We start from the raw sequence: 20,540 nt of genomic DNA, 5'->3' as shown, positions 1-20,540 counted from the left end.
CAACTTTAGAAGGAGCAATACATGACGAAAACCGAATTGATCGACGCCATCGCTGCTGGTGTGGACGGTATGACGAAAGCCAAAGCGGAACAGGCACTGAACGTTACCCTCAACAGCATCATGGACGCCGTGGCCAAGGGTGACACCTTGAACTTGATCGGATTCGGCAGCTTCAGCAAGGGCGACCGCGCCGAACGTATGGCGCGCAACCCTCAGACTGGCGAGGAAATTAAGGTTAGCGCGGCCAAGACCGTGAAGTTCAAGGCGGGCCAGAAGTTCAAGGATGCCGTCAACAAATAACCACGCGGGTGGACGCCTGATCCCTGCGGAAGCGAAGCAGCGGCAAGAATCAGGCGTCAGGGGTTGGGTACAGAATGCTCCACCACTCGGCGAGACCATGAGGGAGATCCATTGCCTAGGGAGCGCCAGTAACCGCGAAAGGAACAAGATGCTGATCAATGAAATTGATCACCAACTCGTTGGCGAATGTGATTCGGAAGAGGAGAAGCGCGCGCTATGGCGCGAGAGATCTCTTTGGTTTAGGGCTCGGCGTACCTGGAACGTCGTTCAAGCCATGTTCAAAGGGCAGATCACTGCGCGGAGCTGCGTTCGCGCGCTGCGCTGTCCCGCCTTCGTCGTCTTTGTAGCCATGAAGCCATCGCGAGGTGGCGGCTTGCTCCTCGTGTGCCCCGCAGCGGTGGAAGCCGAGTGCACTCCTTTGGAGAGCCTTAGTTGAAGAAGAATGTCAAAGGCATCGCCTTATGCGCACTCGTCGCGCTGACACTGACGATGTCGGTCCGCGACAATCTGCCGGCCAGCGAGGAGGAGATCCTATGGGTTGTCGCCAGCGTGGGGGGCTACCCATCCGCTGCCACCGCCTTACGCGAAGGTCTCATGCGTGAGCCGGATCCGACGAAGGGGCGCCTGCGCGCGATGCGCGCTCAGGCACTTGCCCAGGCCAAGCCGGCACCAGCCCCGGGGACGTTCTCCGAGACAGTAAGGGACCGCATGGCGATGGTTTCTGGTCTCGCAGCGTGCCTTCTGGTGGTTGCAGGACGCATCTTGATCCGCCGGCTCCAAGGCCGTCAACACCCCCGACCTGTCGTCCAAAAGATGCAATAAACCGCCTGGAGATGTTCTCAGCAGGCTGATCCCTAGACAGTCAACAGGCAAACGGCTATATTTTGATTACATTCTGTATCGTGTGCATGATACGCAAGGGATAGCCGCGTGCCGCGAGCGATGCCCTTCCAAATCGACTTCGGGGAATCGCTATGTCGTACGACCAAGGCCCGCAGCCCATCCTGCGCTGTGTCCGCAAAATCGGGGAGAAGTGGTTCGAGAAGGCGGCGTTCTACAAGAACACCAACCCGAATAGCCGGGCTGCCTTCTCGGGGTATATCGACCTGCTCGGGCAGGGACGCCAGCATGTATTTGGCTTCATCAATGCCCGTCGCGACGGCGAGGGAGTGGTCATCTCGCTGACCGCCAGCTATACGGACCAGGCGTCGGGCGAGATGGGGCGCCGCACGGTTGCGCTGGGGAGCGTGGTCAACCAACGCGGAGACGGTGGCGACGTGTACTTCGACACCATCCTCTTCAACCCGCTCAACGAAGACGAGCAGCGAATTGAGGACGCCGAGCCGGTGGCCGTGTACGTGACTGACGAGTGCGATCCGGACCTGCACAAGCAGTTGGGCTTTCGGCAAGCGCGTATCGCCCGCCCCAAGCGCGATTCGGCCACGGATCAATCTCAGCGTTTTGACGACTCCGCTAACCCCGGCCACTCATGACATACACGGTAGGGCAGCGGCTTTCAGGAGGCCGCGCCCGTCTGCGCGCAGCCGAGACGACGCCTCCGCGGCGATACAACGATGGCACGTTGATCTCGGCGATGACCAACATTCACCGCTTCGTTACTAACGAGGCGGATCGCCGCATTCTGCGGGACACCAGGGGGATCGGTACCGAGCGGACCCGTGACGCGATCATCGAAACATTGAAGGCACGCGGCTACCTCAAGGCCGTGAAGGGCGAATTGCATCCGACTGACGCAGGCATCGAGTTGATCGAGAAGCTGCCACCGGAACTCAGGGACCCCGTCACCACCGCGAAATGGGAGATGGCGCTGGGGCTCATTGCAGAAGGCAAGATGCCCGCCGCGAGCTTTGACGACATGATCCGCAAAATGTGTCGCGCACTGGTCGATGGCATGAAGGGGGTCAAGTTCGATCTCTCAAAGATGGGCGCACAACAAGACGCGGATACAAAGCCCCGCTCTGAGATCGATCAATCCTTGCCAGGGCATGGTGTTGCTTGTCCGAAGTGCGGCAAGGGAACGATGACAGGCCGACGCCTGGCCTCTGGGAAGAAGCTGGTGAGTTGCTCCGCTTACCCGGCATGCAAACACACTACATGGATCGACTGACATGAACGCCATCGCGACGATTGCGAAGACAAAGTACCTTTCCATGATCGCGGATCTGGCGGGAGAGCGAGCGTCGTCGCTGCTGCTTCTCGCCAACCAAGCAATGGGCTCTGTCGACCTGGTCGGTTCTCACAGCGACAGCGAAGTCGCGACGTTGCGCCTTAGCGGTGACGTCATCGAGTTCTCCTGCTATCTCGGCGTCCACGGGACCATCTACCCGAGATTTGGCCTTGATGCGGGATCACGCACGCATTCTCTGACAGGGCAGCCATACACCGAAGACAGCGTCATTCGGCTGCTTCGGACATGCATCCGGAGCGCGAGTGCACTGCGCATCGAAGACGACTCCTCCTTGTTTGACCCGGAGGACGAAACCTTCATCGTAGACCCCGCGTTAGAAGAAGAGTTGCACGAAGTTCACAATACCTAAGAAGCAAACATCATGTCCCTGGACGAAAACGTCGAACTCACCCGCAAGCTGCAGCAAGCGGGACGGAATCTGGTGCGGTTGAGCCGCTACGGCGCACTCGGTATCACGCCAAGCCGGGATAACCTGCAGAAGGCAGCGGACTATTTCGATTCGATCTCCGCGAAGCTCGAGCCAGTTCTCAAGAGCGTTGAGGCTAGCAAGGCCGTTCAGCGCGTGCGGCCTCTCGGCATGAGGGGGTAGTCATGGCCGTGCGTCGCTGGGTCGATCTTTCGCGCTACGATGGCGCAGAAATGCTCATTGCAACCGGATGCCCACCGGACGGCGGATATCGCCTGGCAGTGCGCAACTACATCCGGAGCGATCTTTCGCAGTTCGGCTTCACAAAGCTGCAGGACAATGTGTGGCTCGGAAGCGTCCCCTCGTTCAAGACGAGCGACCTGCGAAAGTGGTTTCCGGGTTTCGACCCCGCTCGCGACGTTCGCGAGTTTGACACCACAACCTTCCTCGTGGGTTACGAGGATCTGGACCTTGCAAACGCCGACTTCCAGCTGGACGACCTGATAGCGAAGGCCGCGGACGCAGGAAACCATCCCAGTCGTGACGAGCAGGCACGCCGCGCCCGCGACGAGGCAACGCCAGAACAAATTGCCGGCGTGCTTGCGGATTTCCCAAGTAGCGGGGCTCTGCTCGCCCAGACGCGAAGCCACACCGACGAGGTACTCGAGAGAGCGCTGGCCGGACTTACGCTGCCGGAAGATGCGGCGGCAAGAGGGGAGGCCCTGCAGCAGCTCCTCGGCCAGAAGCGCCAGACACTGCAAGCTCTGGCCGACCGCTACGATGAGTTGCAGACCCGGGGTCTCGACGCCATCTCGGACTACGACATCCTTATCGCCTTCCAAGGCAAGGCGCTCTTCGCGCTGAGGGGGTCGCTGAACTACCAGCGAAGCCTGATCAACGATGAGCTTGACCAGGTCTTGGCGTTGACCGTAGCCGCCAGAGAAGCGGAAGCACAGGTCCAGGCCGAAGCAGAAGCCAGACAGCGTTCCGGGCGCGAACTCGTCGCCAGTAAGGGTGACGTCCTGGTTGACGAGAATGGCGAGAACGCGTGGCGGGTCAAGCATGATGTTCCCACCGACAACCCGTTCATCGTGTATGTCACGGTGAACCGCGATCAGCTGGGCGAGCGGACCAAATCCGTCACTGCTGACGAGTTCCGCACGCGAGTCGCCGAGAACGAGGCGTTCCGTGCAAAGGCGAGCGATCGGACCCACGAGAACAAGACACCGGGGACCAACCTACAATGGGCAACGCTCGGGGAATGGGTGAAGGGTTGGCGAGCGCTCGACCGACGAGCCGCTTCTACAAAGCGGCACGAGCAGTTGCAAAGTCATGTCCAAGCGCTAGCCAGCAAGGTCGATGTCATTACCTCCGAAGCGAAGGAGTCAGTCCTTGTTGCCGCGAAGCGGCTGATTGAGCAACTCCAGCCGCCGCGCGGCACGCGCGAGGATCATCCGACCACAGAAATCCTGCACCGTGTCGGCACAAAGCTGAATCAGGTTCGAAACGCAGCGCGCGATGCGCATTACCAAGAGCGGCTGGCCACCGCGAAGGCCATCGGCCAGGCGAACGGCATGCAGAAGCCGGAGTACAGCGATGGCTCCTCGTGGGAGAAGGGGAGTCGTAGTGATGACACCTACGTCGAACTACGAGTCTATAGCCCGTTGCATAGCGGCAAGACAAAATACTCCGTGGTCCGCTTCTTCGGCGGCGAGTATGCGAGTGGAACCTACGATACTCCGGGGCAGGCGGACGAGGCCCTTAAAGCGCAGGCCCGGGCGGAGTTCGAGGCTATCGGCGATCCTACCGAGAGGGCGAAGGCACGCATTGCAGCAGCCGACCAGGTCGCCAAGGCTGCCGGCCTGATGCCATCCGGGGAAGTCGGCTGCGACTGGGAACACCCCAGCCGCAGTGATCGACTCTCTCTGTCCGCGCACGCGGGTCCGGGCACCACCAGTGTGTTCACGGTCTCCCGCCTGAAGGACGGCGACTACGAGTACAGCAAGCACGATGACCTAGCAGACGCGGAGAGCGTCTTGGCGCAGTGGTCGCGCGAGGCAGATACAGACGACCAGCTGGATGACGATACAAAGGCGGCGCGGCTGCGTCAATTTGCGATAGCCATGCGCTCCCTTGGCCTTGAAATGGATGGGCTGAACCCGCGCAGCTGGTCAGTGGATCTCGGCAGTGGACACGAAGTCCACGCCGAGCTGGACGCCAATAGCACTACGATCCAAGTACGCAGGCTGGCGTGGGAAGAATGGGTCGAGGAGTGGGAAGGCCCGTACTCAGCTGAGGCCACGCGCCAAGTGGGCGATTTTGTCCGCCGCGCCATGGAGGCGCCCGCGACAGAGGATGATGCAGAGGCGGAGGAGGCTAGCGAGCAGGATTGGCGCGCCAAGGTATTGCAAGAGCGAGTAAGCCGGCGCGTCACGGCATTGCAAGAGCGCGTGAGCCGGTTTGCGTCCGGCATGTCGCGCGCCAAGGACTTCCATCCTGCAGCCCGCGCTGAGCATGGCGTTGGTGTCGACATTGGCGAGCTGTCCGACGTCGCCATGCGCGAGCTTGCGGATCGTATCGTGAACATGCGAGCGCAAGTCTTCGTTGACTCCGGTGCGTTCGGTCTCTTCAAGCGAGGCCTCAAGAGCGGGGATGTGCGACCGATGGATTTCGATGCGGTGCTCAAGAAGTACGAGCAACTGCAACGGTACATTGCCGAAGCCAACCCTTCGGAGGAAAAGATCACGCCTCCCATGTTGGTGATGCCGGATGTGGTGGGCGATCAAGCTGCATCCCTCGACCTGGTGAAGCAGTATCGGGACTGGATCAAGGTCGAGACCGAGTTCCAGGTGTCGCGGCCAGTCGTGCCGCTGCAGCGTGGCGATCTGTCGCTCTCCGAAGCCTACGCGAGAGTGGTCGAAATTCTTGGGAGCGACCGCTTCATCGTCGGGATTCCGTCGAACGCTGCCGCGATTACGCCAGACGAGTTCGTCGCATTCCTGCGCGAGAGCAAGCCCAAAGCGGTTCATATTCTGGGCGCGTTGGCCGACAGCCGCCTTGCGCCGCGGCTGCAGCAGATCGTTGAGGCCGGCGTGGATGCCGACATCGAGGTATCGGCTGATGCGAATATCCTGCGCAGCAAGATCCTCACGAAGGATGCGCCTGCAGACGGGCGGGCCGCGCGCATTGAGAAGGTGTTAAGCCAGGCGGCAATCCAAGCAGACCTCGCACAGGCGCAGCGTGCCAAAGAGCGGGAAGCTGACGTGCGTGATGCTGCGGGCACTACGACGGAGGATCTCGATGCTGCTGTGGAGGCAGCTCAGGCGGCCTCTTCGTTCGCCGATGCCGGCTTTTCGGTGGAAGCGGACGGTCGATTCAGGAAGGTGCTGTTCCGCGGAAAGCACGTTTGCTCTGTAGAGGGGAAGCTGACCCGTGGCGTTCTCCTGGCTGCCTTGCAAGGTAACGCCGAGGCCGAGCGTCAGCGTGTCGACGTGCTTCTCGAAGTCGCCAGTATCCGCCGCAGTGAGCACTCCGGATTCCGGGGCCTCACTGACGCCGTCGCCAATGCCGATTTCTTCTTGTCGCAGTATGCCCGTGAGAAGCCAGAGTTGGCCAAGTCCGCAGCCGCCGCGTGGCTTGGTCAGCCGGAGCACTACAGCGCGGTCAGCGGCTTGTCTCCCGACCGGGTGCGACAGCTGGGCAACTACCTTTTCGCGCAGCACAAGATCGCGATGGCCAATCAAGAGGCAGAACGCTCGCGGGCCCTGGCCCATGAGGCGGCGCCTCAACCGGACTCCCAACTGGCTGGGGATGCCGGGAGCGAGGCCGAGCGCATCACCCACTGGGCTGAGATGTTCGGCGCGATCAAGTACAAACTCGCGACCGATCCGGAATGGCAGGCATCTGCTGCGTCGCAGGTGTCGGGCGAAACGCCAGACGCTGCAGTGATGGAGCAGCGCGCCAAACTGGTTCTGGAAGCCGCTGTGTCGCTGTTTCAGACAGACAAGGCGAGCGTGGAGGACTACGCCGAGCTGGTCAGGATCTGGGACGAGCACCCGGCGGCGTTTGCCGGCTTGGTGAGCGTCCTGCTCGCTAGCGAGCCGAAGGCCGCGCTCTGGCGCGAGCGAACCGCAGACCTGGAGGAGAATGAGCGCTATCGGTGCGGCCATTGGACAAGCGTGCCTGACACGCTTGTCTCCAGCGAGGCACTCGCCAACACGCTGGCGGCGGCGTACAGAGGTGTCGACTTAGACAATCACTACCAGGTCGTGCAGTCCGGCGATGACTGGTGCGTCGAGATCCGCTTCCGCGGGACCGACCAGTATGACATCTACCGCAACGACCTCGACCACTTCCGCGAGCAGGGAACTCTGGAAACGGCTGGGCTGTTTGAGTTCATCCGGACCGATACGCGCCTGCAAGCCGGCGAGTTTGAGCGGCTGCTCGCCTACGCTGGTTTCGAGTCAGATGCGGACGCGGAGGACGGTGGCCACCGGCTGAGCGAAGACGAAGCGCGGGCAGCGGCGGTGGCTTACGTCGCCTTTCTCATGAGGCATGAAAGGCTCGCCGTCCCAGAGTCGGTAATGCCTGGAATTTACAAGGGGCACTCGTTCCAGGCATGGGCAGGCGCAGGGGCCGGTGTTCTGGCAAAGCACCTGATGGTCGATGCGCCATTGGGTCATCAGTTTCCGCTTGCAAGCCTTTGGAAGGAAGCGCAAGCCGCCATTGAGAGCGAGAAGAGTGCTGCCGTCGCAGCACAGGACCGGGAAGCCGCTGACGACGCGCTCACCGAGGAGCAACCGGTCCGCCGCCGACGTTCGGCCAAGAATCCTGACGCGGCGCGAGAACGCATCGAAGATGCTGGGGAGAAGATCGGGGGAGCCCGCAAGGACTTCTACAGCTCCGCCTTGCGAGTTGAAGATCTGGCCGACATGAACGACCGGGAGAAGCTGGAGCTGGTCACGAAAGACAACGTGTGGCCGTCACGATCCCTAGCCGACTATCGCGAGAGCGGCGTCGATGCCAGAGTCGCGCTCTTCGTCCAGACGATGCGCCGCGAGTTTCCCGCCGCCCCCAAGCAACTTGACCATGTCGAGATCTATGTAGACATGGCGCGAAAGCTCCAGGATCTTTCGGTCAGGATCAAGACGAAGGACGATCTCTCCGCATTCGAGGATGGCCTGGTTAGTGCTGGTCTTCTGGTGCGAGAGGAGCGGCCCCATGGGACCTCGCGCTCTATGCCGACCGAGTATGGCGAGATGCTCTATGCCGCTTCGCGCAGTGGCTTTAGGTTCGTCAACCGCTACCTGTTTGATGCTGAGGACGGATACAGGGCAGCCGCCTATCCGTATCACTCGAAGCAGTTCAAGATCGGCGACGAGTGGCAGCGTCCGCGAGATATGGATTCGGAAGGGTTCTACGACTTTCTGGAGGCCCAACGGCAGCAGACCGCGGAAAAGCGCAAGCAGACCATGGAAAACCGTGAGAGCGGGGATGCAGACAAGCAAGCACTGGCGCGTCCACACCTCGCAAAGGTAATCCGTGACGGACTGCCGGATGAGCGCCGCGGTCGCAACATCGCGCCCGATGACCTTTTGAATGATTTCGGCTTCCGTGCATGCGAATTCGGAAACTGGCTGCCGGATACCGAACGACAAGACGTCCTGAACCGCGCCTACGACGCCTTGTGTACCCTGGCGCGCGTGCTTGATGTGGAAAAGCAGGCCCTAAGCCTTGACGGCACCCTGGCTCTGGCGTTCGGATCGCGCGGCGTCGGGCGGGCCCTTGCGCACTACGAGTGCGCTCGGAAGGTCATCAACCTCACACGACTACGCGGGGCCGGGGCGCTGGCGCATGAATGGTGGCACGCATTTGATGATTATGTGGGCGAGAAGCTGAAGGCGGAGGCGTCTGAGAAGCGTGCGGCCATGGCGCCAACGCTCACGAACTCATACTTCGCCTCTGAGTTGTTCCTCGCCGTCCAGCGTGGCAGGCGACGGGGTGACTTCAAGACAGCGATCTACGCCAACTGGAACAAGCTGCCCGCGGACATGGAAGAGATGCGGCCCCTACTGAAGCTGGTCGATTCGATCAGCACCCGGGCGTGGTCTGACGAGGAAGTCCTTCGCGCCGTGCAGAATGACCTGGCGAAGGAAGAGCGTGCGCTGCTTACCTCGCTGGAAAATATCCTCCTGGCCGCGCAACCGGGTGCGTCAATGGAGATCGTTAAGCAGACTTCCCGGAAGTATCTCGACCAGCTACGGCTCGAAGCCAACGATCCGGACGCGCGAAAGTGCGTTTGGGCGAAGCATCCGCTGCAGGAGGCTTTGCGAGAGCTGCCGGTAGTGGGTCTGACCGGCAAGGCGAAAGCGGATCATGACATCCGTCTGATGGTGCTAGGCAAGCATATCCGTGGCTACATTCAGTCCTACGCGCTTTGCAGCGAAGATGCACTGCGCCGAGAGTGTTCCTATGCACAGAATCGAACGTATACGCAGTACGCCGTCAGTGCGCAGCACTTCGACAAGAAGAAGGCGCAGCCATACTGGTCCCAGATGCGAGAGCTGACGGCTCGCGCCTTCGAAAGCTACGTTCAGGACCAGATCGAGGAAAACGGCTGGCGGGAGGACTATCTTGTTCACGGCACGGAGGAATCCGCGCACGACATGCGGCCACATTCAGCGTATCCCACCGGCAGGGATCGAGTGACGATCAACACCGCAATGAAGGACTTTCTCGACGTCGCACGTACAAAGTTCGAGATGGCGCCACAGGCCAGTCAAACACTGCGGCCAAAGGCCGCGTAGGAGCGAGATGACAATGCTGATCCGGTTCCTGAGCGCGGCCCAGGAATGTCTGTCGCCCGAAGAGTGGGACTATTTCAAAGGCCGATATATGTCGGCCACGGCCCCTGCACCAGTAGCTGACGGAGACCCGGCAGCCGAGATGCGGGACCGCATCCTGCGCAAACTCCGGGAGGGGAGAAGCAATGTCGCAAGCTGTGCTTGAGGCGGACGAGAAGCGACTTGCCGGGGGATCGATCTTCAAGCATCTGGCCATTGAGATGCTGGAATTGGCAGCTGCCGATCTTGCACGGCCATTGCCGGCATACAACGACCAAGCGCGAGGCGCACATGAAGTCAGATTGAATCACGAGTCTGCGAAGCGTTGGATTGCTGATAGAACCGGTGATGCAGCGACGATACCGTTCTCCCTTTGCTGCGATGCCTTGGGTGTAGACCCACGAGCCGTCGCGGGAGCTTTGCTCTCGGATCCCAAAGGCGTGATGGACAAGCTGCGTCAACTCGCTCGGCGGGAAGAGTTGGGGCCGCGGGAATCGGAAGCCCGGGACGGGACGGTAAAGGACCACTGCACTGTGGCAGTACGCGTTCGCCCGCGTTAGGCTGTAAAATACGTATCACTATAACGGTACAGAATAATATGGACGCTTTCCGGATTCCTGTGGAGCATCCCCGTGCGCTCGCCGTCTATTACGAGCGGGCTTTGGGCTGCTCCTTCGTCCTGAACGGACAAGACTTTGGCCACGATGAGGTTTTCCACCATGGCGGCTTCCTGCCGATGGTGGTTGACGTCGCAAGCGTGCTGAGCGCGCGCATCTTCGGTGCGCCCCTCCGCGCCCGATATTCGGCGTCGGAGCAAAGTCTCTTGGGCCGGCGCGTCGAGTTAGAGGATGAGAACGCGCAACCCGTGATCCTCCTGCTATCTCGGGCTTCTGAGCTGATCTTTTCTCCTGAGCGAGGGAAGACCGTCGAGTTGTACCCCATGTTTGAGTACGCCTGGTTGCCTCCTGAACAGCGTCGTCGGGCAACTTGGCAGCCGTCAGTGATCTAGGACCGGGAGAGGCAATGGCACACAATGAACCGAGTTTGGCTCGCGTCAGGGGCGTGGCCGACGCGTTTGGCGTCGAGCTTGCTCCCAGTGAGATGGCGCTGGTCGCCGATGCGCATGCGCAGGCGACGCGCTTTGGTGCGGTAGGGATGGATACACAACTCAGCGTCCACGCCCTGATCGAGGCCGTTGAACGTCGCGGCAAGGCGGAAATGAACGTGCACGCCATCGAGGGCGCCGTGTACCGCCAGAGGCAGGCCGTTGAGGATTGGCTTGCTGATCCTTGCTATGACCTGCACGAGACCACCGACAGCGCAGCTGACAGGCAACTTCTCAAGACCTTTGCGTGGGTGGCAACGGAGGCCGGTGCGCCGAACCTTCGCAACGCCATGTTTGTGTTGCAGCTTGAGCGGAAGGTGGCTGTGCTTGAGACAAAGGTGGAGGGCATGGCCGACAAGCCAACCGACACACATTCGTCAGGGAACGCCCTGCGTCTGGGGAAGGCATGAAAAGGATGACCCTACGCGCCCGCTGCGTGACGGTGGTTTTGCTAGCCGCGGGCCTGAGCCCGCACGCAAACGCAGTGCAGCAGGGCTGCGACATTTCCGCAGCCATGGAGCAGAAGCGCCAGGAAGAGCGGGATCGTCGCATGAACGATATCGACACACGCTTCGAAGTCCTGCAGAAGGCCAACGACCTCATGAGGATGTGCCTGGACAACTTCCCCAGCTATCCAACCCAGTTGCCGTCGACCACGATCTTGCAGGAGGCTTTCAGGCGCGTGAAGCAGCAGGCCTGCGAGGGCCTGACCAAGAAGGCGCAACAGAACTACGATGCCGCGGTCCAGGCAGCACGCAATACCGCGAACGATGCGATCAAGGGTGCGACCAATTCCTTGCCGGGGGGCATCGGAAACACCCTCCCCGGAGTCATCAATGGTGGCGGGATCGCCGGCCAAAGCAGTTCGGCATCATCTGGTAGTGCAGGCGGCTTCGTGGATTCGCTCAGGAGGTTCTTCCAGTGAAACGAAAGAAGCTCTTCGCCCTCACCGCCGTGGCTGCGGCCACGGCGTCACCATCGGCCTATGCCGTATGCGATTCGTGCGTTGTTGCTGCGGTCCAGGCAGCCAGTACGATGATCACGACAACGATAACTACCACGTCCGGAACGATTACCAACGCCATCAATCTCCTCAGTACCAACGTGGCAAACGTAGGCTCCAAGATCTCGGATGCTGTCGTGCAATCCGCGAATCAGCAGCGCGAGATCCAGATTGAAACCCAGCGGCGAGCCGAGAAGGAGCGGGTCGAGCGGGAGACAGAGCTGCCAATTGACCCGTGCTCCAACTCCAGCGGCAACTATGCAAGCCAGGCGACGGTTGCAACGGGCGGCAAGTCGTCGGGATACAAGCGGGGTGGTGGCGGTGGTTCATCCGTCAGCAGCCCCGTTCTCGGCAAAGCCTTGAACGATCCGTTCCCGTCGCCCGAAGTGGCGCGCAGACAGTCACATGCGATCCACACGGCAAAGTATTGCAATGCGGTTGAGCAGCGTTTGGGCTACGCGGGCTGCGGTGGTTCGAGCATGCCGGACGGCGACGCGAACGTCGAATCAATCCTGACCGGAGCGGGCATGCCTGGCAAGGATCCCGAACTGACGTTCTCAACGGAGCAGGAGGAAGCGGCACGCGCGTACGCGCGGCTATCGCTCGATCCGCATCCTCCCCAGAACATCACAAAGGCCGAGGCTGCTACCGAGCAGGGCAAGAGCTATATCGCTCTGCAGAAGATGTACCAGGCGAACATGAGTGCCGCGGAGAAGATCCAGTTCGACTTGATCGCCTCGCGTATGCCGTTCCCGGGCAGCAACCGCTTGATTCAGGAGATCAAGAAGGCTGACCACGCGGCCAAGTATTTCGACATGACAGCATCCAAGCAGGCGAAGAACGGCTCGATGAGCCTCGCCGAGATGATGGACTTCGAGTCGGGTCGACGCTTCCGAAACCCCTACTGGGTGGTTGCCATGGCAGCGGAAGCGAGTCCGGAGAAGCTGCAACGCGAAATGATCTTCATGCAGGCCTACTCCAACGAGCTGCAGTTGCAGAATCTACGGATGATGGAGAAGGTTGGCGTCGCTCTTGGTCAACTCCTCGCGGCCCAGACGCGCACGGAAATGCGACCGTCCATCGAGGCCCAGCTGTTGCGTGCGCAGAGCACAAATGCCCGATAGGCAGCGGCAAGAAGTGAGCGATCACAGAACATGCTCGTGAGCAATATGACGATTGCCGAACACATGAACGAGAACCAAATTGCCAGCGCGCCGAACAGCGTAGTGCCCAGCCCAGCGGATGCCATCGCGGCATTTCGCCGCGGGCGCGTCCAGACCGCGGTCGAGTCAATAGCCGCAACGACGCAGGCATTCGCCGCAGTGGTGGATGACTCGGTATCCGGGGAGCGTGCAGCTTCCGCTTCCGTGAAGGCACTAGTCAAGGCCTTCGTAGCGAGTTTCAGAGCGCTGCAGGAGACTCAGGATGCCGCCAAGGCGGCGGGTGTCATCAGTCACGACACCTCCAGCGCGATCAACGGCGTGATGAAGGGCATTCGTGGCGATTTCGAGCACGGGGTCGGACTTCTTCGGACGGAAGTGGACCGCCTGGAGGCGCATTCACCTGGCGACTTCGGCGAGTTTTGCCGCACAGCGCAGGAGAAGCTCGGCAAGCTCGGCATGTTCTGGAAGGATGCCGCCAAGAACGCGCCAGCCATGAGAATGTAAGGGAGCAGATGATATGAGCAATCCAGACTTCACCACGATGAGTCAGGCTCAATGCGTAGCCTGGTATGTGGAGACCGTCGGGTATGACCCCGTCATGGACGACCCCACACTATCGCTGGACCAGCTGCGCCGCGACTGCGCAGAAATGTATACCTACGCTACCTGCAGCGTCGATGCCGGTGGGCGGGGACCAGACGATCCGGATTTCGACCCGTGCCGCGGTGTCCGTGTCTATGGTGGTACGCCAGTACAGGCCGGCGAGCCCGTAGAGCGCCCGCAAGATAACGAGGAGAGCACCGGCGCTCGGCCCCGGATGAGGATGTAGTCAACCCCTTCACGGCGGCTCACTGACTCGTCTCGATTGACGGGCGGGCCGCGTTGATCTGCACCAGGCCGCACAGAATGGCATACACCTCGTGGGTTCGCCTCTTTTGTTTCAGAGGACCTCGCGGTACATCTGCGGTCGCCTCTTAGCTTTTCCTATCAGGGCCGGCTCACTTCGCATGATGTCTAGGGATCCCGTCGAGCACAAATTTGAAAGCCCCCTCACGCCACGCCCCACGCGCCTCATACAAATCGTCAACCGCAGCAAAAAACTCGCCCGTGGGAGAGGGAACGTCGGCCCACTGCTCGTGCCAGGTGTGTGACATGCCACTGCAAGCTTCAGCGGACAACAGCGCTGAAAAAGCTTGCGCCATGTGAATGTCAGCAGCACAATCGTCCATACTGCAACGCCACACCAACGCCTCTACTCGCTTATCAAACGCCTTCACCGCATGAATTCCGGCGGAGAACCCCCCAGGCAGATCGCCAATGTCAATCGACAGAACTTGCTGGAGCCGCGCAAGATCCTCTCGATAAGCCTCGGTGCTGAGCGCTACTTTCGGTACGTTCAAGAGTGTTGGGATGCCACGCATGGGATGTTCGGGCTTGCTAGACCAGGCCCGCGCGAAGAACCCAGCGAGATCGCGAGATTCTTCCGTATGGCACTCCCCGTACACAATCCCGGTATCGACGTCAAGCAACACGAAATGCGTGATTAAATCCTTGCCAACATCCCGCGGGTCTAAGGGCTTCTTTTGGTACTTAAGCGTTCCGTCTTTGAGAAGATAGACGTGTTTGCAAAGGCCAATGAATAGGTTTTGCTCGCGACAGGGCCGCGCGTCCTTACGCCAGTGAGAGAAGTATGCCTTATCCATCTTAACTCCCAATTGTGTCCCTTCTTATCGGATGCCTGTTGCTAGAAGCCCATCACACCAATGTTGCGCACGAAGGTTCTGATGCTGGGCTACCGTCGCTACCCGCATTCTAGTGCGCTCAGCATTACGCGCGCGCGTTCCGAGTGCTCGCGTGTCCAACGATCAGAAATCTTCGTGGGCGCAGTGCCGGACACCACGGCGAGCTGAATAGCGTCGCCATGGCGCTTGCTGAGGACTTTGCGCGCGTGCTCGCAGAACTGCTCGGCCAGTTTTTGTGTGTCCAATTGAACACGGCCTACAGCGCTGGTGAGGCGTACAGATGGGCCAACAAAGAAGTCGTCTTTCTCATGCACGGCCCACAATACCTTCGACACATTCTCCAAGGCATGAGAGTTCATCACCCTAACGGTGAAGTAATCACGATTCTGTGGTGGCCAAACCGGCTTGTATGGTGTACGTAGTGCTGTGGGATTAGCCATGGACATTTCAGCGGGCTTGCTTCGAGCCCATGTCTTGACTGCACACAACTAGCGACCCGTTGGCTGTCTGGCTTACGCCCTGGGACGCGATGCAGGGTACACCTTCTTTAGCTGAACGTTTGTGTGTCAGGCCGTACCATCCGATGACGCCCATGGCCAGGGCAATTGCGAGCGTTAGAAGCTTCGCGGTGTTCATACTTGGTGTTCTCCTGTGTTCTGGTGGTCGGCTGACTGTTGCCGCCACTTCGCAGTTGCAAGAATCAGACGTCTGCTCACCTAGTTATTTGTTGACGGATCCTTGAATTTCTGGCCCGCGTTGAACTTCACTGTCTTGGCCGCGCTAACCTTAATCTCCTCACCAGTCTGAGGGTTTCGCGCCATACGCTCGACGCGGTCGCCCTTGAGCAATCTGGTAGCGTTACGCGAAAGTATGCGGGCGCGGTGGTATGAATGCAACGCTGAGTACAGCGCAAAAACCAAGGATTTTGTTGTCTGCCTCATGCCGTCTCTCCACTTGACATGGTGTACATGTACACCGCAAGATTGGTATACCGATGTACATATCGAGGGAAGAGCGGAATGGCTAGGAACAGCAGCAAGTTGTTAGTGAATGAAGGGAGAGGGTCAGCTATGCCCGTTATGAAGCCGACGTTGACCATCTACCGAACCTACTACGCTTTCAACATCGAACGTCTGGCGTTGCCGGTGCTGCGGGTGGTGCAGTTCGAACGTCGCATGCGCCGCGATGCTCAAGGCAATGACTGCATCGTTTCCGATGCTGGGGTGCGATTCCGAGCCAGGATCGAAGATCTGCACGCGAATAGGGCGACAGCGGAGGCCCTGGTGCTGGCTGCACGCGCTTCGATCCGGGGGTGACATGGCGCAGAACCAGGATCAAATGAACATCACGCATAAGCGCATGGACGCACCGGACCACGATCTGGTGCGCCTCGTCATTCTTGACGACAGTCCGGAGCCCGGTACCCAGATACTTCGAACGAACACGTCCCTTGTCGCACATCGCAGGGACGGCTGGATGACTATCGGCATTCGCAAACACACGTCTCGCCGCAGCAACGTCCGCATTGGCGTCTTGTCACCGGCAGCTGGGCGCGAGCTGTATGAAATGCTTCGCGAGGTCTACGAGGTCTAACAGATCCTGTCGCGCACGCGACGCTGCTGCATTCACCGGCATGCCGGCACAATGGAGAAACTGAGATGAGCCGAAAGGCAGAGCAAGTCGTGCGTGAACTCGACGCACTGCGAGCAACGTTATGCGCTGTGGGGGTCGTGGGTGTGGTCGAAGGCTACCCCGCAATCCGGCGCGAATCCGTGCTTGAACTGGTGGATCGTGCGCGGGCCGAGATTGGTTCGATGGCACAGACTACGCATACGGAGCAGTCTTCTTCTACCGCTGAAGCCTACCAGGTGCCCGCGGGATGGACGCTTGTCCCTACCACGCCAACGGCGGAGATGAAAGCTGCTTGCCGGGTCGCTGGAAAGCTGCGCGTCTGGGAAGACATGCTCAGCGCCTCCCCGACTCCGCCCCTAACAAGTCCCGACTCGGCATCGGACGTGATAGACGTGCATCAGCATCATGTCGGCATCCGCATTGACGGCCATTACTACGGATTGGCTGCCGTGCGGCGAGCGCTCGCGGCTGAGCACCAACGCCTGTTGGCCGCTCGCTCCCCGGATGGACAGTCTGGTGAGGAGACCCGCTTCTGATGGGCTACATCAATCCCCTGCTACGACTGCCAGCTGCACGCAAGCTTCTGGCCCTCCCAGAGGAGCAGCGCCGTGCCGTCGCCGTCGCCGAAGCCTTCCGCGAGCTTCGGGACCAATCCAACGCAGAAGCTGAGCTAGCGTGGAAGCGGCGCCGCAATGGCAGCCTACTGGCGCGCTGTTTCCACCTATGCGAGGCACGTCGCGCACGCGCTGCTTAAAGGGCAACCGTAGCTCAACTTCAAAGTCCAGATCGCCGCGCCAAATACCCCTCTGCAGGGGTAACGATTCGGTGTAAATCGCCGCTGTTTTTTGCCGATAGGTGGATGATCCGGGGGCAAGCCCCCGCCACTGCAAGTCGCGTGCGCTCCTTCCCCGCCACGACTACAACTTCCGGAGAGGTGATGGCACCTGTGAACAAACTCGCAATCGCTATTCTGGCCGCTACGCTCGTCGCGGCCTGCGGCAAGAAGGACGAACCTCAGGTGGATGCGGCATCGCTGCGTCCACCGTCTGGCGGAGACGTCAAGGTCTTCCAACCGCCTGCGGAGAGCGCACCTAGCTTGCCCACGGTCAAGGTGGACCCGGCCCGCGCGTATCACAAAGCCACTTCGGGGGTAGATCTGGCATATCTGTACTTCGCACTGACGGATATCCCGGTGGACTTTGACGCGCTCGCCGCGGATGTCTCGGAGGAATACCGTAGGACCACCGACACTTTCAAGAAAAAGGAGATGCTCGATGCGCTGCGCCCGGAGATTCAAAGCAAGATTGCAGCTCTGAAGGCCAATCCGTTCATCGTGCTGCAGGCTGACAGCTCGCTGGGCCACTACGATCTGCCATCCCAGTCCTTTCCCGTTAAGGGCTTGCCGCTCGGACCCGGTGAGTATCTGCACTTCTACGGCGCCAACTACCGCGTCGCAATCAGCAACGGCGCGGATTTCCGCCAGCTGAAGGTCGCGGATGAGGGTCGTGCAAGAGCAATGGAAGCCATCGTCACCAATGGCGTGCCAGGATCCGTCATCCGAAACGCGTACCCGACAAAGGCCGAGATGTTCCTCTACGCCCAAGCCGCGGACAAGAACACCCGCGTCATGCAGTTTCAGTTGGTACAGCTGAAGCTCATGGATGAAAAGGGCGAACTGGTCGGAGAGATTCACTAAGCCTATGGCCAGCTCCGGCTGATGTACTCAGGAAATCTAAACACTCCAAATTTGCGATGCGGTCCATGATCAAATGCATAAAGCCACACCACTACCAATGGGACGGCGCGTGGGAGTTGGCGAACGGCCAGGTTGTGAAGCCTGTAATCGTGATCCTCGACCCGCAGAAGCTCCGTCTTCAGCTAGAGCGGCGACTGTCCCGCTTTAAGGCGAACCCTAAACGTCTCGCGACTGTAATGGTGATCCCCGTGAACGGGTGGTTCGAACTGCCAGAGATCTGGTACGTACATGATGAGGTGGTGTTCAAAGCAGGCCGGCATCGCACCGTAGCGCTCTCAACGCTAGGCTTTGCATCGTACCCCGTCGTAACCATCGATAGTCACGCGCCCGGTCTACTCGCGAAGTTTGGCGCGTCCATCTGCGATGCGCGCACGGTCTTCGATTGCGGCGGCATAGTGGACTATCCAGTGATGGGAAACTAGTTGCTGATCCCGAGCAACATACCGATACCCTTCCGGCTGTGCACAGCCAACCATGACAAAGGAGCGACCATGACCGTCACGCTGAACTTCAACGAAGCCCTCTCCGGCCTCGACTTCATTTCTAACCGTACGTTCAAGACCAAGGATCCGGCTGAGCGACGCGTCTATACCCTTCGCCTGATTGAGCGGCTGATTGATCAGCTTGACATTCAGGCACGGGAAGCAACCGAATCGGAGGACTTCTATCTTCGCCGCGCGCTGGCCTGTTGTGCTGCCGGAACATACGAAGAGGCCGTCGATTATGCGTTTCGCGCAGCGGAGGTGGGAAGCACTCCGGTATACAACGGCGGAATTGACCTTCAAGACAGCACGTCGTCTCTACGGCAACTTCTGGACGCTGCGCGTGCAAGCGACGAGAAGTTGGTGCTGAAACCGTGCCCGAAATGTCGAGAGCAAGAGAAGGTCGACGCGGAGTTTCATCCCGGCACTGCGTACGTCATTTGTCTTGCATGTGGCCATAAGGGTCCGGAACGGCTTCCGAGGGAAGACGTATCCAGGCGCGCTCTACTAGAGTCGGTGGTTCGGGCATGGAACAATCTGGATCGCTAAGGGCGACCGAGGCGCTGCAGCAGTAGTACACTGCTGCGCCATACACCTGAGATGGCCGGACGAATCGCATGACCAAGATCCTCACTGATCCTTTTTGCATTCAGTTCAATGCGAATCTGGCGGCTTTCGAGGGAGACCTGTCTCGCGCAATGCCATACGCTGCGCGTGCCGAGCGCGAGACCCTGGTCAAGCTCGTGGCGGGCCTTACCGTGGTGCTGCAGTTCGCGGCTGGCAAGGCGCCAGCCACGGGCGAGTTGAATACCGTGCTGGCCACGCGACTCGGCAACGGCTACTCATGGCTCAATTGCTTACAGTTTCTCGCGGGTGCCCGAGCCCGCGAGGCTCTTGGCAAGCATGACGCCCTATTGCGCCAGCTCGTGGCCCCGGCGCTCATCGACTTCGGCCAGGCGGCTTTGCCGACCATGCCCGAAACCGTGGGTGCCATCATGGCAGACGCGCGCACCAGCTCAAGCAGAGCGTGACGCCCGCAGTCGTGCTCGCCGAGCGGCTCGCACCTGGCAGTCGCAGCCATCCAGGTGCGCCGTCAACACCGCCTAGTCGAACCCGTGTTCCTTTAGCCAGGCACTAGCCGCGGCGGGCGAATCAAGTCGCGCCAAGATCTCCATCTGCTGGTCCGGCCGCTGTGGCATGCGGACGAGAGCGTAGCCATCGTCAATCAAGCAGGTAGGGCGCGCACGCATACGCTGCCAGTCTGCCAGCTTCTTCTCTGCCAGCTTCCTCGCTTCATCGAGATCCGCTGTGATGCCATAGCTGGTGGACCGATCCCATGCGCCGCCGTCCAGACAGCGAACCTCGAATCGTCCGTCTTCGCGCGTCACGGCGTATGGCCGGTCCCACCATTCATCCAGCTCCGACGCCGAACGGACCTCGTTGGGCGTCTGGTCGAAGCCGGCTGGCAGAAGCGGATCTACTGGAAAGGTTTCGGTTTGCGCTTTGCGCGCGCTCCAGTCCTGGTGGGCCTGCTGAAGCTGATGCCAGCTCGGGAAGCCGGCGTCGCGTGCGCCAGCTTCGAGAGCCAGGCTGTGGCTTGTTGCGCCAGAGCGCGCAACGCGCTTTGCTTCTCGCTTAATGTTCGCGAGCAGCGAGGAAGTTGGGACTTTCATCTCGACTCCGATAGCCCGCAAGAGAGCAGCCCACTTGCTCCTGCGGCAGGAGATCGAGAAAAAGGCACCACAGCAGTCCCGTCGAAACGGGTTCACCTCGTGGGCGGTAAGGGCCTGCCAGCCCTAGCAAGCATTTTACAGCAAGCCGAGAAAGACCCTCAAGGACACCATTTGTCAGTCTCGGTGTACAGAGAGGGAATATCTGGCTTCCTGTCCCAGCCACAGTG

Annotated in this window: 22 protein-coding genes and 1 pseudogene; 19 read left to right on the top strand and 4 right to left on the bottom strand. The window is 60.2% G+C overall.

Annotated elements, in window-relative coordinates; genetic code table 11:
* The first annotated feature begins 21 nt into the window (after positions 1-21).
* The 13 genes from E0W60_RS33835 to E0W60_RS33775 all read left to right on the top strand — a co-directional run bounded on the left by E0W60_RS33835 (position 22) and on the right by E0W60_RS33775 (position 13,532).
* Positions 22-300 carry an HU family DNA-binding protein gene (locus E0W60_RS33835; RefSeq protein ID WP_116298402.1) on the top strand — a complete coding sequence of 93 codons (279 nt, stop codon included), beginning with the start codon at positions 22-24 and terminating at the stop codon, positions 298-300.
* 432 nt (positions 301-732) lie between these two features.
* Positions 733-1,122, top strand: a complete 390-nt coding sequence (locus E0W60_RS33830; protein WP_135707207.1) for a hypothetical protein — start codon at positions 733-735, stop codon at positions 1,120-1,122.
* 152 nt (positions 1,123-1,274) lie between these two features.
* Positions 1,275-1,793, top strand: coding sequence for a hypothetical protein (locus E0W60_RS33825; RefSeq protein WP_135707206.1), 519 nt, complete (start codon positions 1,275-1,277; stop codon positions 1,791-1,793).
* Positions 1,790-2,428, top strand: coding sequence for a DNA topoisomerase (locus tag E0W60_RS33820; protein WP_116298405.1), 639 nt, complete (start codon positions 1,790-1,792; stop codon positions 2,426-2,428). The genes E0W60_RS33825 and E0W60_RS33820 overlap by 4 nt, the downstream gene beginning before the upstream one ends.
* A gap of 1 nt (position 2,429) precedes the next feature.
* Positions 2,430-2,858 (top strand): hypothetical protein, encoded by a 429-nt coding sequence (locus E0W60_RS33815; protein ID WP_135707205.1) that lies wholly within the window; start codon positions 2,430-2,432, stop codon positions 2,856-2,858.
* Between the two features lie 12 nt (positions 2,859-2,870).
* On the top strand, positions 2,871-3,098 hold the full coding sequence (locus E0W60_RS33810; RefSeq protein ID WP_116298407.1) for a hypothetical protein: 228 nt from the start codon (positions 2,871-2,873) through the stop codon (positions 3,096-3,098).
* A gap of 2 nt (positions 3,099-3,100) precedes the next feature.
* A complete protein-coding gene (locus E0W60_RS33805) occupies positions 3,101-9,721 on the top strand; it encodes an LPD1 domain-containing protein (RefSeq protein ID WP_135707204.1) in 6,621 nt (2,206 codons plus the stop codon).
* Positions 9,722-9,728: 7 nt separating this feature from the next.
* Positions 9,729-9,923, top strand: coding sequence for a hypothetical protein (locus tag E0W60_RS33800; protein WP_135707203.1), 195 nt, complete (start codon positions 9,729-9,731; stop codon positions 9,921-9,923).
* 432 nt (positions 9,924-10,355) lie between these two features.
* A complete protein-coding gene (locus E0W60_RS33795; protein WP_135707202.1) occupies positions 10,356-10,766 on the top strand; it encodes a hypothetical protein in 411 nt (136 codons plus the stop codon).
* A gap of 14 nt (positions 10,767-10,780) precedes the next feature.
* The gene (locus tag E0W60_RS33790) at positions 10,781-11,272 is read left to right on the top strand and encodes a hypothetical protein (protein ID WP_135707201.1); all 492 of its coding nucleotides are present in this window, start codon (positions 10,781-10,783) and stop codon (positions 11,270-11,272) included.
* Positions 11,269-11,787, top strand: coding sequence for a hypothetical protein (locus E0W60_RS33785; RefSeq protein WP_135707200.1), 519 nt, complete (start codon positions 11,269-11,271; stop codon positions 11,785-11,787). The genes E0W60_RS33790 and E0W60_RS33785 overlap by 4 nt, the downstream gene beginning before the upstream one ends.
* A complete protein-coding gene (traW, locus tag E0W60_RS33780; RefSeq protein WP_135707199.1) occupies positions 11,784-12,989 on the top strand; it encodes a conjugal transfer protein TraW in 1,206 nt (401 codons plus the stop codon). The genes E0W60_RS33785 and traW overlap by 4 nt, the downstream gene beginning before the upstream one ends.
* Before the next feature lie 36 nt (positions 12,990-13,025).
* The gene (locus E0W60_RS33775) at positions 13,026-13,532 is read left to right on the top strand and encodes a hypothetical protein (protein ID WP_135707198.1); all 507 of its coding nucleotides are present in this window, start codon (positions 13,026-13,028) and stop codon (positions 13,530-13,532) included.
* Between the two features lie 494 nt (positions 13,533-14,026).
* On the opposite strand, the gene E0W60_RS33770 is transcribed toward E0W60_RS33775, so the two are convergent.
* From E0W60_RS33770 to E0W60_RS37885, 3 genes and pseudogenes are all read right to left on the bottom strand, one after another.
* Entirely contained in the window at positions 14,027-14,731 is a 705-nt protein-coding gene (locus E0W60_RS33770; protein ID WP_135707197.1) for a hypothetical protein, read from the bottom strand.
* A gap of 98 nt (positions 14,732-14,829) precedes the next feature.
* A complete protein-coding gene (locus E0W60_RS33765; RefSeq protein WP_135707196.1) occupies positions 14,830-15,210 on the bottom strand; it encodes a hypothetical protein in 381 nt (126 codons plus the stop codon).
* Positions 15,211-15,486: 276 nt separating this feature from the next.
* Positions 15,487-15,612 (bottom strand): annotated as a pseudogene (locus tag E0W60_RS37885) (HU family DNA-binding protein); the annotation flags it as partial.
* A 228-nt stretch (positions 15,613-15,840) separates the two neighbouring features.
* On the opposite strand from E0W60_RS37885, the gene E0W60_RS33755 reads away from it, so the two are divergent.
* The 6 genes from E0W60_RS33755 to E0W60_RS33725 all read left to right on the top strand — a co-directional run bounded on the left by E0W60_RS33755 (position 15,841) and on the right by E0W60_RS33725 (position 19,671).
* Positions 15,841-16,086 carry a hypothetical protein gene (locus tag E0W60_RS33755; protein ID WP_135707194.1) on the top strand — a complete coding sequence of 82 codons (246 nt, stop codon included), beginning with the start codon at positions 15,841-15,843 and terminating at the stop codon, positions 16,084-16,086.
* Position 16,087: 1 nt separating this feature from the next.
* The gene (locus E0W60_RS33750) at positions 16,088-16,363 is read left to right on the top strand and encodes a hypothetical protein (protein WP_135707193.1); all 276 of its coding nucleotides are present in this window, start codon (positions 16,088-16,090) and stop codon (positions 16,361-16,363) included.
* Between the two features lie 65 nt (positions 16,364-16,428).
* A complete protein-coding gene (locus E0W60_RS33745; protein WP_135707192.1) occupies positions 16,429-16,938 on the top strand; it encodes a hypothetical protein in 510 nt (169 codons plus the stop codon).
* A 401-nt stretch (positions 16,939-17,339) separates the two neighbouring features.
* The gene (locus E0W60_RS33735) at positions 17,340-18,098 is read left to right on the top strand and encodes a DUF4852 domain-containing protein (RefSeq protein ID WP_135707191.1); all 759 of its coding nucleotides are present in this window, start codon (positions 17,340-17,342) and stop codon (positions 18,096-18,098) included.
* 551 nt (positions 18,099-18,649) lie between these two features.
* Positions 18,650-19,189 (top strand): Lar family restriction alleviation protein, encoded by a 540-nt coding sequence (locus E0W60_RS33730; protein WP_135707190.1) that lies wholly within the window; start codon positions 18,650-18,652, stop codon positions 19,187-19,189.
* A gap of 68 nt (positions 19,190-19,257) precedes the next feature.
* Complete coding sequence (locus E0W60_RS33725; RefSeq protein WP_135707189.1) at positions 19,258-19,671, top strand: hypothetical protein; 414 nt, start codon at positions 19,258-19,260, stop codon at positions 19,669-19,671.
* Positions 19,672-19,743: 72 nt separating this feature from the next.
* Here E0W60_RS33725 and E0W60_RS37880 read toward each other — a convergent pair whose 3' ends face one another.
* Positions 19,744-20,313, bottom strand: a complete 570-nt coding sequence (locus E0W60_RS37880) for a hypothetical protein (RefSeq protein WP_240746128.1) — start codon at positions 20,311-20,313, stop codon at positions 19,744-19,746.
* Positions 20,314-20,540: the final 227 nt, after the last annotated feature.

Source organism: Cupriavidus oxalaticus (genome assembly GCF_004768545.1).
In the GTDB taxonomy this organism is placed as follows: domain Bacteria; phylum Pseudomonadota; class Gammaproteobacteria; order Burkholderiales; family Burkholderiaceae; genus Cupriavidus; species Cupriavidus oxalaticus_A.
The sequence above is the reverse complement of the archived record's forward strand: the minus strand, read 5'-3'. Positions and strand labels throughout refer to the sequence as shown.